General features: G+C 41.0%; 11 protein-coding genes and 1 riboswitch. Of the genes, 4 read left to right on the top strand and 7 right to left on the bottom strand.

Annotated elements, in window-relative coordinates:
* The first annotated feature begins 2 nt into the window (after positions 1–2).
* Together ACH8E3_RS06870 and ACH8E3_RS06865 are read left to right on the top strand one after the other, a co-directional pair.
* Entirely contained in the window at positions 3–971 is a 969-nt protein-coding gene (locus ACH8E3_RS06870) for a type I phosphomannose isomerase catalytic subunit (RefSeq protein WP_458631880.1), read from the top strand.
* Between the two features lie 48 nt (positions 972–1,019).
* A complete protein-coding gene (locus ACH8E3_RS06865; protein WP_458631879.1) occupies positions 1,020–1,952 on the top strand; it encodes a lysophospholipase in 933 nt (310 codons plus the stop codon).
* 77 nt (positions 1,953–2,029) lie between these two features.
* On the opposite strand, the gene ACH8E3_RS06860 is transcribed toward ACH8E3_RS06865, so the two are convergent.
* Entirely contained in the window at positions 2,030–3,802 is a 1,773-nt protein-coding gene (locus ACH8E3_RS06860; RefSeq protein WP_458631878.1) for a B12-binding domain-containing radical SAM protein, read from the bottom strand.
* A gap of 14 nt (positions 3,803–3,816) precedes the next feature.
* Positions 3,817–5,688 (bottom strand): DNA helicase RecQ, encoded by a 1,872-nt coding sequence (recQ, locus tag ACH8E3_RS06855; RefSeq protein WP_458631877.1) that lies wholly within the window; start codon positions 5,686–5,688, stop codon positions 3,817–3,819.
* Between the two features lie 192 nt (positions 5,689–5,880).
* Here recQ and ACH8E3_RS06850 point away from each other — a divergent pair, with 192 nt between their 5' ends.
* A complete protein-coding gene (locus tag ACH8E3_RS06850) occupies positions 5,881–6,849 on the top strand; it encodes an RluA family pseudouridine synthase (protein WP_458631876.1) in 969 nt (322 codons plus the stop codon).
* Between the two features lie 98 nt (positions 6,850–6,947).
* On the opposite strand, the gene ACH8E3_RS06845 is transcribed toward ACH8E3_RS06850, so the two are convergent.
* From ACH8E3_RS06845 to ACH8E3_RS06830, 4 genes are all read right to left on the bottom strand, one after another.
* Entirely contained in the window at positions 6,948–7,265 is a 318-nt protein-coding gene (locus ACH8E3_RS06845) for a rhodanese-like domain-containing protein (protein ID WP_458631875.1), read from the bottom strand.
* A 90-nt stretch (positions 7,266–7,355) separates the two neighbouring features.
* A complete protein-coding gene (gene odhB, locus ACH8E3_RS06840) occupies positions 7,356–8,681 on the bottom strand; it encodes a 2-oxoglutarate dehydrogenase complex dihydrolipoyllysine-residue succinyltransferase (RefSeq protein WP_458631874.1) in 1,326 nt (441 codons plus the stop codon).
* Positions 8,682–8,727: 46 nt separating this feature from the next.
* A complete protein-coding gene (locus tag ACH8E3_RS06835; protein ID WP_458631873.1) occupies positions 8,728–11,568 on the bottom strand; it encodes a 2-oxoglutarate dehydrogenase E1 component in 2,841 nt (946 codons plus the stop codon).
* Positions 11,569–11,815: 247 nt separating this feature from the next.
* A complete protein-coding gene (locus ACH8E3_RS06830) occupies positions 11,816–13,468 on the bottom strand; it encodes a copper amine oxidase N-terminal domain-containing protein (RefSeq protein ID WP_458631872.1) in 1,653 nt (550 codons plus the stop codon).
* A gap of 143 nt (positions 13,469–13,611) precedes the next feature.
* Here ACH8E3_RS06830 and ACH8E3_RS06825 point away from each other — a divergent pair, with 143 nt between their 5' ends.
* Positions 13,612–14,700, top strand: coding sequence for a M24 family metallopeptidase (locus ACH8E3_RS06825; protein WP_458631871.1), 1,089 nt, complete (start codon positions 13,612–13,614; stop codon positions 14,698–14,700).
* An 87-nt stretch (positions 14,701–14,787) separates the two neighbouring features.
* Here ACH8E3_RS06825 and ACH8E3_RS06820 read toward each other — a convergent pair whose 3' ends face one another.
* Positions 14,788–15,474 carry a queuosine precursor transporter gene (locus tag ACH8E3_RS06820; protein WP_458631870.1) on the bottom strand — a complete coding sequence of 229 codons (687 nt, stop codon included), beginning with the start codon at positions 15,472–15,474 and terminating at the stop codon, positions 14,788–14,790.
* Between the two features lie 4 nt (positions 15,475–15,478).
* A riboswitch (PreQ1 riboswitch) is annotated at positions 15,479–15,523 on the bottom strand.
* Between the last annotated feature and the right edge of the window lie 129 nt (positions 15,524–15,652).

Below are 15,652 nucleotides of genomic sequence, written 5' to 3'. Positions count from 1 at the left end.
TTATGGTAAAACCTTATCCATTACAATTCCAACCAGAATTCAAAGAACGTGTATGGGGAGACCGAGCGCTTGAACAATTCGGATTAGATCTTCCAGATGGACATATTGGCGAAGGTTGGATGATCGCAGATCATCCAAATGGAATAACACAGGTTATGAACGGCGAACTTGTCGGATTAGGACTAGATCAAGTTCGTGAACAGTTAGGTAAGGATTGGTTCGGGAGCAAAGGATTCTCTGAGGTCAATGGTCGCTTTCCTCTTCTTATCAAGCTTCTCGACTGTAATGATGACTTATCTATTCAAGTTCATCCTACAGATGAGTATGAAGGGCTACCTGAAGGCGAATTAGGGAAAACAGAGATGTGGTATATACTTGATGCTAAACCCGGTTCCAAAATTATATACGGCCTAAATGATGGTGTTACTCGCGAATCCTTGAAGTTAGCACTGGAGAATGGCACGATTACAGACAGTCTTAGAGAAGTTCCTGTTGAAGCTGGAGATTCCTTCTATATTCCTGCTGGTACAGTCCATGCACTTTGTGCAGGTGTCGTGGTAGCTGAAATCCAACAGAATTCAGACACCACATACCGTATTTACGACTATAATCGTCCGGGTCTGGATGGACAACCTCGTGAGTTACATATTGAGGATTCTCTCAATGTCATTGCTTATGAAGGTTCAGGCGCTTCGACTATGAAAACAAATAATGCAGTACCTGGTGAATGGTTACAGCTTGCCAAATCACCTTATTTCATCGTTGAAAAAGGGATTGTATCCGGAAGCTGGTCTCTTACAACGACTCCTACTAGCTTTGCCATACTTGTTATCTGCGAGGGTCAAGGAACACTGAAATGGGAAGGTCAATCTCTAGCTTATAAAGCAGGTCAAAGTTTCTTATTGCCAGCCAACTTGCAACATTATGAGTTAGAAGGAAACGCAACTGTTCTTCGTTCTTATCTTCCATAATTATAACTTATGGAGTAATGCTGTATTTGCGTTGTAGAAGGAGGAATCATGTTGAGAAGGAATTCTTTCACATTCATTAATAAGCATGGTATGTCACTGCATATGTACGAGTGGCTTCCTGAAGGTTCTAGCCCTATTAAAGGTATCATTCAGATCGTTCATGGCATGGCCGAGACTGCGGATCGTTATTCTAGAGTTGCGTCCTCTCTTTGCGATTCAGGTTATGCAGTATATGCGCACGATCAAAGAGGTCACGGTAAATCTGCCATCAACCTACAACGGCTGGGTGACTGCGGCAAAGACGCTTTTAACGGAATGATGAACGATATCCTTGAGATAACGGCTATGATCAAAGATAAGTACAACGGCCTATCTCTATATCTGCTCGGTCATAGTATGGGTTCATTTCTCGTGCAGCGCATTATGCAACAGCATGGCGATACCTTCTCGGGTTATATCTTATCAGGGTCCAATGGACCTCAACCCAATCTATCTGTAGGTAAGTACTTTGCCCAATTCCTAATGAGAATTCAGGGTCCGTCACATCATAGTTTACTTCTAAACACCGTTATATTTGGCCGATACAATCGTCGGGTATCCCCTGTACGCACTGCATTTGATTGGTTATCTAGGGATGAGAAAGAAGTGGATATGTACATACAGGATCCCTATTGTGGAGAGATCTGTACAGCAAGCTTCTTTCGCGACTTCTTCCACTTTTTACTAGACATACAAAAACCAAGTCATTACTCAAACATTCCCAAAGATAAGCCCATTTATCTATTTGCCGGAGATCAGGATCCCGTTGGTAACTATGGAAAAGGCATACCACGTCTTCAACAGATATATGATAACTTAGGTATACATGATGTAGAATGCCATCTTTATCCTGGTGGAAGACATGAAATGCTAAATGAGATTAATCGGGATGAAGTAACATCGAACCTGCTCGATTGGTTGGACCGGCATTTATCTTCATAAGTAAAAATAACGGCTACGCCATCCTTAGGGGACGCGTAGCCGTTATTTCATGTTGTTATTACTGTAGCCAATTCATACTATATCTTGACCTGTTCTAACTTCCTTGTATGCCATTGAGGACGTTGACTCTCATCCTGCTGATATAGAACAACTAGCAATGTCTGCTGGTCTCTTCTATCTGATACAACATCCATTCCTTGTTGTAACAATTCATCTAAATCAAATGGGAGCACATCGATCACCGCATGTTTTTGTAATCCACGCTCATCAAGTTCGAGTGCTTGGAACTCTGCGGAGACGGCTTGCGGTTCTTCTGCAAGCATCTTCATAAGTCCTGACCATTTCTCTTTAGGTAATGGTGAATCCCACCAAATCGTACGTGGTTTGTACTTATGATTCATGAAATAATCAAGTTTCATTAGTCCTAAGATGATGTCCATCCGTTGTACACCACGATATTCTAAGAACTTATGAAGTCGAAGGAATAGATCCTCTAATTGATGACCAATCTTCTGCCAACCTTGTCCCTCCCAGTAATCCCCGAAATCTTGGAAAAAGTCAAAAGGAGAATCGAATTCGTTCTTCATAAGATACTTTAACGTATGGTCCATTCGATGTGCATTCCAATATTTCTCAAGTACATCCTCTAGTCGCTTCAAATGGATAATATCAGCGAATGACAACTTATTACTGCTTAGAATTTCATAAGGTGCGTATTCCATATATTTGTACTCATATTTATCCGCATCCTTACGCAATCCTGTTCCCCTAAGCATCTTAAGGAATCCAAGTTGTAATTCCTCTGGCTCCATGGCAAAGACATCATTAAACGTTGTACGGAATGTATCGTAGTCCTCATCAGGTAATCCTGCGATTAAATCGAGATGTTGATCAATATTCTTACATGCTTTAATGGTGTTCACAGTACGGGATAACTTCGTGAAATTCTGACGTCTTTTCACAAGTTCATTGGTAATATCGTTCGTTGATTGCACACCAATCTCAAAACGGAATATTCCTGGCGGTGCATTCTGGGCTAAATAATCCAGCACCTCAGGTCGCATAATATCAGCGGTAATCTCGAATTGGAATACACAACCGTTATGATTATTCATAATAAACTCGAACATTTCCATTGCATAGTTCCGATTGATATTAAATGTACGATCTAGGAATTTAATAATCTTGGCACCGTTGTCTATCAAGTATAGAATATCTGACTTCACGCGTTCTATATCGAAATAACGCACACCAACTTCTATACTAGATAAGCAAAATTGGCAACTGAAGGGACAACCTCTACTTGTCTCAAAATAAACGATTCGCTTACTGAGATCTGGAAGGTCTTCAGCGAAACGATACGGTGTGGGAAGCGTGTTAAGATCACTTTTGGGCCGGCCAGGATTGATAATAATCTCCTCACCTTTACGATAAGAAACACCATATACAAAATGAAACTTTCTATCCCCTTGAATCGTTTGTAATAAATGATGAAATACTTCCTCACCATCGCCCATAACGATATGATCAACATTGGAGATTCGCTCCATCCAGTGTTGCGTATCATACGACACTTCTGGCCCACCCAACACAATCGTTACATCAGGCATGACCTGTTTCACAATATCAACCACCTTGATGGTCTCTTCGATATTCCAAATATAACAGGAGAATCCAATGACATCAGGCTTCTTCTGGTATAAATCAGACACGATATTCATGACTGGATCTTTAATCGTATACTCTGCTAGTTCAATGTCGAACTCATTCTGACTATAGGCCTTTAATAACCTAATCGCCAACGACGTATGAATATATTTGGCATTTAAGGTTGATAAGACGACTTTCATTATTCACACACTCCTCATTCATAATCCTCTATGTTTCCATCCTGATCCTCGTTCTGATTCGTAAAGAAGTCTAGGAATGGCTTACCGTATTTACGAAACTTCACTTCTCCGACGCCTTTAATCTTTAGTATTTCTGACTCTGTCTGTGGACATACCACGCTCATTTCACGTAGTGTCGCATCATTAAATATAATGTAAGACGGCACACGTTCTTTACCCGCAAGTTCACGACGTACGAGACGTAGTTGTTCGAATATCGTCTCATTTACAGCAGATGGAGAGTTATCTTGAGATCTCATTTTGCCACGAGCAGTTCCTGCAACTCCGCTTGTAAGTGTTGGTCGGGCTACTCTTTGCATCACTTGGCGTTGACCTTTTAGAACGTCAGCAGCTAAGGATTGAAGTCTTAATACTGGATATTGGCCTTCCGAGAGGGCTAGATACCCATCTGAAGCTAACACATTAATCACTTCCGAAATATCCTTTTCTGTCCGATTAGCCATCGCACCATAGGTTGATAAATGATCGAATTTATACTGTAGCACTTTTTTATTGCGTGATCCCTTTAGCACGGATGCTACCATCGATACACCGAATCGCTCCCGCATACGGTGTATGCAAGAGAATATCTTCTGAGCTTCTATCGTCATATCAACAAGCTCTCTCTCATCTGTACAAGAACTACAATTACCACATGGTTTGTCATCATGCACTTCACCGAAATAGTCTAACATAGCATTGCGTAAGCAACGGTTAGTATAACAGTAATCTAACATTTGTTGTAGTTTGCGATAGTCATTGTGCTTACGTTCATCATCCATTTGATTCTGTTCAATTAGAAATTTCTGGGTCATGATGTCTTGTCCATTAAATAACAATATACACTGACTGGGTTCACCATCACGTCCTGCCCGCCCAGCTTCCTGCACATATGCTTCCATATTCTTAGGCATGCTGTAGTGAATAACATAACGAACATTCGACTTATCAATACCCATACCGAATGCATTTGTCGCAACAATGACTCGAATATCATCATAGAGGAACCCTTCTTGACTAGCCGCTCTCTCGACATCACTCATCCCAGCATGATACTTGCCCACAGTAATACCCGCACTTTGAAGGCGCTCATACAATTGGTCAACATCTTTTCTCGTAGCTGCATAGATAATACCAGTCTCATGCGCATGATCAAGTGTATAGGACATGACATACTCCCTTTTGTTCTCACCACGCAACACGGACATTGCTAAATTATCTCGACCTAAGCCCGTTACAAATATCTCAGGTTCTTGAAGGTGCAACAACCTTACAATATCATCCATAACCTCGGGCGTAGCCGTTGCAGTAAATGCTGCAACAATAGGCCTTGGGGTTAGAGTCTTAACAAATGGCGCAACGGATAAGTAACTTGTCCTAAAGTCATGTCCCCATTGTGAAACACAATGCGCTTCATCCACTGCTACACATGAAATCGGTAGATATGATATTTGTTCACGGAACCAATCTAACTCCAACCGCTCAGGTGCCACATATAAGAGTTTAAGATCACCTTTTGTTGCAGCTCTTATCACGTCATTTACTTCTTTTCCAGTCAACGTACTATTAATAAAAGCTGCAGAGATACCCGCCGTTCTCAGCGCATCTACTTGGTCCTTCATTAAAGAGATTAAAGGCGATACAACGATCGTTAATCCCGAAAACATTAATGCTGGGATTTGGTAACAAATCGACTTACCTCCACCTGTTGGCATAATCCCAAGCGTATCCTTAGTACCTAATAAGCTCTCCACAATATTTCTCTGACCTTCACGGAAATCTGAATAGCCGTAGTACTTTTGCAAATAATGTTGTGCTTTATCCAATGTCATTGCTTCCATATTCATCTGTATGAACTCCTAACTATGCTACTTGGTCTTCTAGAACCGAACTAACCATCATTCTATTATACAAGTTTACTGGGCTTTATTAGAATGAGCAACCACGGTAGATTGAGAACACTCGCGCTATCGTAGCGTTACAACATAACTCATGGTATCATGGGACAGTAGACCACATGAGGATGGAGAATTCAAGATATGAAGAATAATAGAAGATCTGGCCAAGGCCAACAACAATCTTATAATAAATCGAAATCTACCGCACCCAAACAAGAGAGACAAGCCCCAACCAAACATTATACAGTGTCTGAGCAATCGGAGTTATTAGTATTCTTATTGAACACAATTACCAACATCGGACGTAACTCTGTTAAAGCCATGCTTGCACGTGGTCAAATGCTAGTAAATGGTCATTCACAAACGCAATATAACTTCACTTTACAACCTGGCGATACGGTCACTGTATCTAAAGAGAAGATTGTTGAAGAGATTCCGCTTATCGGACTACGTATTATGTATGAAGATGAAGATATCATCGTTGTAAATAAAGAAGCTGGGTTGCTATCTGTAGCATCATCGAAAGAAACAGAACTAACCGCTTATCGTCAGCTAACAGCATATGTACGAGAGAAGAATGCTAACCACCGTATATTTGTTGTTCATCGTCTTGATCGCGACACGTCTGGTGTTATGATGTTCGCTAAGAATGAAGAGGTGAAGAAGAAGCTTCAAGACTCGTGGGAGGATATGGTCAAAGAACGTACGTACATCGCACTCGTTGAAGGTAAAGTGAAAAAGCCCGAAGGAACGATTACATCTTGGCTTAAAGAAAGCAGCACGCTAAGAATGTATTCCAGTCCTTACGCAAATGACGGACAATTAGCTACTACACATTATACAACGATCCAGAACAATAGCTACTTCTCTCTATTAAAGGTACATCTAGAAACTGGACGAAAGAATCAAATTCGAGTTCATATGCAAGATATCGGTCATCCTGTTGCACACGATAAGAAGTATGGGGCAAAGACAAGAAGTCTTGGACGTATGGGACTTCATGCACAAGTACTAGCTTTTGAACACCCTACTACAGGCGAGACCATGACTTTCAGAACAGAAATTCCTAAGAACTTCCTTCATCCATTTAAAGCACAACCTACTCCATAATACCGTTACACGACTTCAATATTCACATCACAAAAGGGTGTTCCTAGCCGTGTTGGCTGAGAGAACACCCTTTTGCACTATAACAATGCTAAACAAACTTATGATTTATACGTGATAGGCCCTTTCCACGCTAACATTCCGCCTGCCATATTAACCACTTGATATCCTAGTTCCGTTAGGTACTCACATGCCATACCGCTTCGTCCACCACTGCGACATACTACAATCGTTATTTGATCTGGGTTTAGTTCCAAATGACGTTGTGGCAAGGTACCTAAAGCCATATGCTTGGCTTCAGGGATATGACCTGACTCCCACTCATCATCTTCCCGAACATCAATCACTTCAATCTTATGATCATCGTTGATCTTTGCAAGTACCTCATCAACATCCCACTCTTGATACTGTTTATCCATTCATTTCACTCCTATGACACCTTTAATCTTTACTTCATTCAGCAGATCAGTAAGACAGGCATAAGCCTGTCTCATTTGTTCCCGCTATGACTATCCTTCGAGCAATAATGATTCAGGGTCTTCAAGTAATTGTTTCACTGCAACTAAGAATTGAACCGCATCACTACCATCCACGACCCGATGATCATAAGATAGTGCGATATACATCATAGGACGATTCTCCATCGTTTCTAAATCAATTGCGACCGGACGTAGCTGGATTTTGTGCATTCCTAGAATTCCTACTTGCGGTGTATTCAGAATTGGCGTTGATAACAATGATCCAAATACTCCACCATTGGTAATGGTGAACGTACCGCCTTGAAGTTCTGAGATACTTAATTTGTTACTACGTGCTTTGCCTGCCAATTCACCAATTTCCCGTTCGATATCGGCAAACCCCAAACGGTCAGCATCACGAACCACAGGCACAACCAAACCTTCTTTGGCCGAAACAGCAATCCCAATATCATAATATTTCTTTATAAGAACATCTTCTCCATCAATTTCTGCATTTAGAAGCGGATGAGCCTTCAATGCACCTACAACAGCCTTCGTAAAGAACGACATAAATCCAAGGTTTACATCATGTTTCTCTTGGAAAGCCTGTTTACGGCGTTTGCGAATATCAAGAATCGCTGTCATGTCTACTTCATTGAATGTCGTTAGCATAGCTGCAGTTCTTTGAGCTTCGACCAAACGCTTCGCAATCGTAACACGACGACGAGACATCCGTTCACGTACCATTGGTTTAGAGATAGAACCTACCATTTCATTCGGGGATGTGAATGGTAGAACTGTGTTGCCTGACGGAGCACTTACACTACTAGAATTCCCTTGTACACTCAAAGTATCCTTCTTCTGCTCCTGAGGTTCATCTGAATAATTCCGAACATTCTCTTGATATATACGTCCCTTAGAATCTCTGTCCTGCACTTGTTCAAGTTCAATTCCACGTTCACGAGCTAATTTGCGTGCAGAAGGTGAGGCCGCTAAGAAAGATGCACTTTCATTTGTCGATACAGATTCTGATGATTTAGCAGCACTCTTCTTCTGCATTGTATCTTCCACTACATTGGTCTGTTCTTTATCAACAGGGACAGCTTCCTTCGCTTGGGAATCTGACGACATGCCAGCTTCGCCACCTGTTTGAATCCGACCGATAACTTCACCAATTTGAACCGTGTCTCCATTCTGGCGAAGAATCTTCTCTAAGACACCATTTGATTCTGCGCTGATCTCTAAGTTAACTTTATCCGTTTCCAGTTCAAGTAGGACATCACCCGTCTTAACTGCCTCGCCTTCACTTACATGCCATTTATAGATGGTTCCTTCGGTAATAGATTCACCCATTGCAGGTACAATAATATTATTCAAATCTTCTACCTCCTAATATACTTAGTAGAGCCCATTATTTTAGTGACTAGATTAGTCGAAGTGCCTTAGAAATGATTTGTTCTTGTTCGAATAAGTGAACCTTCTGATAACCACTAGCCGTACTTGAACGTTCGGGACGTCCGTTATAAGAAACGGTTATTCCCTTAGGCGTAATCGCGCGAATACGCTGATCGATATAGCGCCATGCTCCCATATTCTGAGGTTCTTCTTGTACCCACACGATTTCTTTCAGTTTAGTCAAGCGTTCGAGTACCTTCTTGATCTCTTGATCTGGGAATGGATATAATTGCTCGACACGAATGATGTGCAACCACTCTGGTCGTGTATTACTTTGATTATCTAGTGTCTCTTCTAGTTCGACACCAATTTTTCCAGTACACAGAATCAGTTTCTCCACTTTGAGTGGTATTTCTCCAAGACCATTTTGCTCTAGGATAGCCTTGAAGGATCCGTTCGTGAAATCCTGACTAGGTGAAGCTACTCTCGCATTTCGAATCAAGCTCTTCGGTGCCATCATCACAAGAGGTCTTGCTTCCTCTGTCTCTGTAAGTGCTGCCTGTTTACGTAGTAAATGGAAATACTGTGCAGAACTTGTTAAATTCACTACAATCATGTTATCGTCTCCTGCAAGTTGCAGAAAGCGTTCGAGTCTAGCGCTTGAGTGTTCGGGTCCTTGACCTTCATATCCGTGTGGTAATAGCATCACCAAGCTTGACTTCTGGGACCATTTCGAACGTCCAGCAGAGATGAACTGATCCATAATGACTTGCGCACAGTTAGAGAAATCACCATATTGTGCTTCCCATATCACAAGCGTCTCTGGGGAGAATACGTTGTATCCATACTCAAATCCTAATACAGATGCTTCAGATAATGGACTGTTATGAATAGCAAAAGATGCTTTGGCTTGCGGTAATTCATGAATTGGGCAATAGGTACCGCCTGTATCCGGATCATGTAACACGAGATTACGATGAGCGAATGTCGCACGTTCTGCATCCTGGCCAGTAATTCGAATCGGTGTACCATCCGCAATAATGGTTGCAAAAGCTAACGTCTCTGCGAGTCCCCAATCTACCTTTTCGCCCTCATTCAGAGAGTTCTCTCTACGTTCAAGAATTCTTTGTAATTTAGGATAGACCTTAAATCCATCCGGACGTTTCAATAAATCAGCATTAATAGCCTGTAATTTATCCAGTGGCACTGAAGTCGTTACCGCTACCGGTACGTCTGGTACCATAACAGCGATACTTTGTTGAGTAGCATTCCGTACATCATTCTTTTTCATCTGCTCGTACGCTTGCTTCAAACGTTGTAATACACTTTCTTTCAATTGTTCTGCCTGTTCATCCGAAATCAGACCTTCTTCAGCTAACTTATTACGGTAAATATTTGTGACTCGTTCGTGAGTCTTTACCTTTTGATAGATAAGTGGCTGTGTTGTTTCTGGATCATCTGTCTCATTGTGTCCATAGCGTCGATATCCGATAAGATCTATCAGGAAATCCTTCTTAAATTTATTGCGATACTCACTTGCCATACGAACAGCCGCAATACATGCTTCAGGATCATCTGCATTTACATGGACAATTGGAATCTCATACCCTTTTGCCAAGTCACTAGCATAGTGTGTCGAGCGTGAATCTTTACTCTCCGTTGTAAATCCTAAGTTATTGTTCACGATGATATGAATCGTACCACCGTTCTGATAACCTGCTAGCTTCGTAAAGTTCAATGTTTCTGCAACGATTCCTTCTCCTGGAAAAGCTGCATCTCCGTGTATCAGAATTGTCGCTGCTTTATTCACATCTTGTTTGGGGTATCCTGGCTGCTTCCGATCTTCCTGAGCTGCACGAGAATAGCCCTCTACAACTGGATTGACGAATTCCAAGTGGCTCGGGTTATTCGCTAAAGTGATCTTAGCTTCCAGCTTGCTCTCATCTTTCAATAAGCGATTAGCTCCTAAGTGATATTTAACATCACCTGTCCAACCATAACTAATACCCGTTGAGCCCTCTGACGGAATCAACTTCTTATTTGGCGAATGGTGGAATTCCGAGAAAATATTCTCATAAGGTTTGCCTAATACATGTGCTAGGACGTTCAATCTCCCACGATGGGCCATCCCCATCAAGATATGCTCTGTACCGGAACTAACCATTGACATCATCATCGTATCAAGCATCGGAACTAACATATCATTTCCCTCAATAGAAAAGCGCTTCTGCCCTACAAATGTACGATGAAGAAATTCTTCGAATTGTTCGACTTGAAATAATCGTCTTAAAAGAGCTGAACGTGCTTCTATACTTAATTCCACTCGAGGTGATTCTGCTTGACGATTCAACCACACCCGCTCTTCCTCTTCATGGATGTGACTGAATTCATATGCAATAGTTCCCGTGTAGATCTCACGTAATTTCACAATGGCATCCCATCCATTAGGTACATCTTCAGGGGCATGGTGCCATATTAAGGAAGATGGAAACGCTTTTAAATCTTCCTTTGACAAATTATACCTTTCCGATTCAAGTAAGCTAGTGTCTGTAGAAGGTCGAAGTCCTAGTGGATCAATATCTGCTGCTAAGTGCCCATATGCACGAATATTCCATACTAATTTCCCAGCATCTGCACCCTTTTTCAAAAGGTTGCGATCCCAAGAGATTCGCTCTGTTGGTGCTTGAGGAGCACGAACTTCATCTGCAACAGTAGGTGGTGCACCCCACAAACTAAATAAATGTTGAAAGGTTGCATCCACAGATTGAGGATTCTTCAGGAATCGATCATACTGTTCTTGTACATAACCAAGATTGGGACCATAATAAGTTTGCCAAGGATCACTTGTGTGTTGCTTATTAATTATCATTGTCGGATAAACCTCCGTCTTGAATTATGATGCTTGCAAGTACACTAAACTATTTATACATCTAGTATAGCCCTTTAAACACAATAGCTAAAATAGCCTTTTCATATTGTTATGATCTAATATACAGATCAATTATAAGTTTAACATACATTTCATAATACAATGCAGTTTAGAGTGCTTCTTAATCAGCACTCTAAACTGCATCTATGAATGAACAAATATGAATTACTTCTTTATTAATCTTATCTTATGGACGCTCTAATATAATGGATTTGCTATCATTGTCCCATTCTACCGTCGCACCTAGTACATTACTTATGAAATGAAGAGGTACATAAGAATTCCCGTCATAGTTCATAAAGGCTTCCGTCATCTTGACCTTGTTATTATTAACCAACGCTATATTCGAACCACGCTTTAACACGATAATCTTTCCTGTTAAATCCTCTGTAATCGTCACTTGATTCAATTGTTTATCCCATGTCATCTTGGCCTCGAACTGCTCTGCCACATGTCGAAGAGGTACCATTTTTGTTGTTCCCACATCAATCGGGCGAGGATAATCATAGTACCATCCATATTCTTCATCTTCGATCGTGTCGAGTATGACATACTGATTCGTAATGGCTAGATCCTCTTTTAAAAAGCGATAGACTTCGGATTGTTCATCGAAATTACGCATTATCGTTCCCGCAGTCATTTTCTCCATTGCTAACATATCCATCTCTAGTACTCCTTGAGCACGATCTACCTTATGGATTTGAACTGGCTGATTCACATGCCAATTTTCAGTTTTATAATTCATTTTAATCTGGGTCAAAGGAATATCTTCCGTTGCAGATAAGTTAATAACAAGATTCATATTCTGTTTGCGAAGCTGTAGCTTATCGTCGAACATATAATCCATCGTTAACACTGTATTTTTACTCAGTAATTCCGTTAAGGTCTCATCTTCTTCAATAAGACTATTTACTTCACGATCATATTCTTTCAACATATCATTAATTGTCTTTTGTAATTGATTCGTCACATAAATAACAGTCGCTTCTTTATCTTGGATTACACTTTCCCAAGTTGCAAAAGGTGGCACGCCGTTATCCACGTATTCATCTTCTACATACTCTTCTTCCACGTACTCCTCTTCCGCGTATGCGTCTTCTACATACTCTTCCGCATATTCTTCGCTGTCTATATCTAATCCCGCTTCATAAATTGGGTAATATACATCATATAACGTACCTATTAATTCTTTGACTCCTTCTTTATCCTTCGTCACATTGGTTAAGAAAGACTTCGCAAGGCTTACTAATTCATCTCCATGAATATCTACATGTAGCTTCTTCAGATTGAGTTGCTCACCATATACCATATCTGTTACAGAAGTCACAGCAATGGACTTAGGGTTAGGCGCATTATCAAAGAAGAATTTGCTCATACTTTGTATCCATTGTTTCGATTGTTCCATAGTTGGTTGAATGTCCGATAATGCAATGCCATATGCTGAGGTTAATGTATCCATAGGTACAGAGATCGCTTTCTTAGCTCCTTCAACCCACAACATGACCTCCTTCTCATCTACTGATACATGAAATGGAAGCTTCTTACCGTCTAAGCTTATAGATCCTTCCATAGATGCAGTCGATTCATCCTCTACTGCCATGTGGTCAATTTGTAATGAGAATGAGTTCATAAGGTCGAAGAGTTCTTTATCTTCTGCTTGAATGTTATCCGTTGAAGGTACAACTTCGATAGAGAAGGTATGTTTGGATTCCATTGATTTAACCGTATTACTGTCTACCATTGCCTTCTTAATATTAAGTCCATCCACCGATTGACAACCAGATAACACGACTAACATGATGACCATAATTGAAGCTACAAAGATTTTGATTCTTTTCATACTTTAACCCCCTAATTATACTTGCTTAACATTTATTTCCTAAGTATGCCAGTAGCGCTTTACTCTGTAAAGAAGATTATAATATAAGGAGAGCAACTGGTTATTCTCTATACAACATGAATACGAGAGGACGGGTATATATCATGAATCCAAGATGGATGGCGTTCGATATGATTATGGGTCAGCAAAAGCTGGATGCCATAATCATTACAGACCCGAAACATATTTATTACTTAACAGGCTTTGCTAGTGATCCCCATGAGCGATTCTTAGGCCTAGCTTTAATACATGGTGAAGAACCTATATTAATCGTACCCGCGCTAGATTCTGAAGCAGCCCATGCAGCCTCCAACGTGGCGAACATCGTTACACACACGGACACCGATCACCCTTACGATTTGCTTCATCAACAATTAGGGAGTTCCATTCAATCCCTAGGCATTGAGAAAGACCAGCTAACCGTATCACGCTTTGAGTTATTGCAACAATCCATTGGTGCACATATATACCAAGATATTGGGCCTATACTAAAGCGGATGAGAGCGCAGAAGACACCAGATGAGGTTGTCAGAATGAAACAGGCAATTCAACTTGTCGAGGAAGTTCTTTGCGCTGGACTTACCAAAGTTAAGATTGGTGTATCTGAGTTAGAGTTAGTTGCAGAGCTTGAGTATTTGATGAAAAAGCTTGGTGCAGACAGACCCTCTTTTGAAACGATGGTTCTATCAGGTCCCAACACGGCACTTCCTCATGGCATACCCGGACAACGCAAAATCCAACATGGCGATTTATTAATGTTCGATATGGGCGTATATGTAAATGGCTATGCCTCAGATATTACACGTACGTTTGCCATTGAGGGTATCGACGATGAACTTAAGAGCATATACGAAGCGGTGCTAGATGCTAATATGCGATGTATCCAATCCATCCGTCCAGGTATGACGCTAGCCTCTGTAGATCATAGTGCTCGTAGCGTTATCGAACGTGCTGGATATGGCCCTAACTTCATGCATCGACTTGGGCATGGACTTGGAATGGATGTACATGAATATCCGTCTATACATGGCAACAATATGGATCTCGTTGAGGCAGGTATGATCTTTACGGTAGAACCTGGTGTCTACGTTCCAGGATTGGGCGGTGTTCGAATCGAAGATGATATCATCGTTACTCATAATGGCGTAGATGTGTTAACTTCCTTCCCTAAGGAGCTTATGATACTAGGATGAACTATAGCACTCTATACGTATAACAAAACCAGACGATCCTATGATCGTCTGGTTTTGTCTACGCCCAGTATAGCGTTAGATTCCAATTTAATCTTCATCCTTGAATTTAAATGAACGTGCTGCATACAGAAACGGCGTTCCAACTGCAGTTAATACAAATTTAATGACATAAGTCGTTATTAGAATCTGAAGCCATACTTGCCAACTGTATTCCGGTATAGAAAAGGCAATCAAACAAAATATGAGTGTATCTACAAAGGAACTGATCATTGTACTCCCGTTATTACGAATCCAGAAGTGCTCTGGCTTCGCGAAATGCCTTCCTATCCAGCTAAACAATCTAACATCTAGGAATTGGCTAACAAAATAGGCGGTTAGACTTCCTAAAGCTAGTCTTGGCATAAGTCCAAAGATAGCCTCCAGTGGTGCTTGGGCAAAGCCCCCCTCTTGGGGAATAAATACGAGTGCCATTTGCATAATTACCGTTGTCATTAATAGCGTGAAGAAACCAAACCATACGGCTTTTTTCGCTTCCGCACGGCCATATTTTTCATTCAATAGGTCACTTGTCATGTATAGACTTACATACATCGTGTTCCCCAAAGTCATGACAATACCCAACATATCAATCGTCTTAGTCACTTGAATGTTGGCAATGACAGTCGCTACACCGATCCAAGCATAAAGTCCCTTTTTGCCGAAAAGGCGGTAACACAATAAAAACAAAGAAAAGTTTACAACGACATACAAAATACCCCAACCCAAATTAAACATCTTATTCCTCCTAGTTTTGTTGCGCGGGATGGTTACGAACCGCGGTTATGTAACGTCTAAGACGTTCAAAACATGATCTACTGTAACACAGAAAATCAACATTGCCTAGGTACGGAAAGAAAAGGGGCTGTCCCATAAGTAGATTATCTACAAGCGATGATGGATTCTCTTCATTCTC

The organism is Paenibacillus sp. CMAA1364 (assembly GCF_054373195.1).
Note: the sequence above shows the minus strand (reverse complement) of the source record. Positions and strands in the feature narration are given on the sequence as shown.

Coding starts and splice junctions, on each gene's coding strand:
- ACH8E3_RS06850 (WP_458631876.1), top strand. CDS start 5,881: ATGAAGAATAATAGAAGATCTGGCCAAGGCCAACAACAATCTTATAAT.
- recQ (WP_458631877.1), bottom strand. CDS start 5,688: ATGAATATGGAAGCAATGACATTGGATAAAGCACAACATTATTTGCAA.
- ACH8E3_RS06835 (WP_458631873.1), bottom strand. CDS start 11,568: ATGATAATTAATAAGCAACACACAAGTGATCCTTGGCAAACTTATTAT.
- ACH8E3_RS06820 (WP_458631870.1), bottom strand. CDS start 15,474: ATGTTTAATTTGGGTTGGGGTATTTTGTATGTCGTTGTAAACTTTTCT.
- ACH8E3_RS06830 (WP_458631872.1), bottom strand. CDS start 13,468: ATGAAAAGAATCAAAATCTTTGTAGCTTCAATTATGGTCATCATGTTA.
- ACH8E3_RS06825 (WP_458631871.1), top strand. CDS start 13,612: ATGAATCCAAGATGGATGGCGTTCGATATGATTATGGGTCAGCAAAAG.
- ACH8E3_RS06860 (WP_458631878.1), bottom strand. CDS start 3,802: ATGAAAGTCGTCTTATCAACCTTAAATGCCAAATATATTCATACGTCG.
- ACH8E3_RS06845 (WP_458631875.1), bottom strand. CDS start 7,265: ATGGATAAACAGTATCAAGAGTGGGATGTTGATGAGGTACTTGCAAAG.
- ACH8E3_RS06865 (WP_458631879.1), top strand. CDS start 1,020: ATGTTGAGAAGGAATTCTTTCACATTCATTAATAAGCATGGTATGTCA.
- ACH8E3_RS06870 (WP_458631880.1), top strand. CDS start 3: ATGGTAAAACCTTATCCATTACAATTCCAACCAGAATTCAAAGAACGT.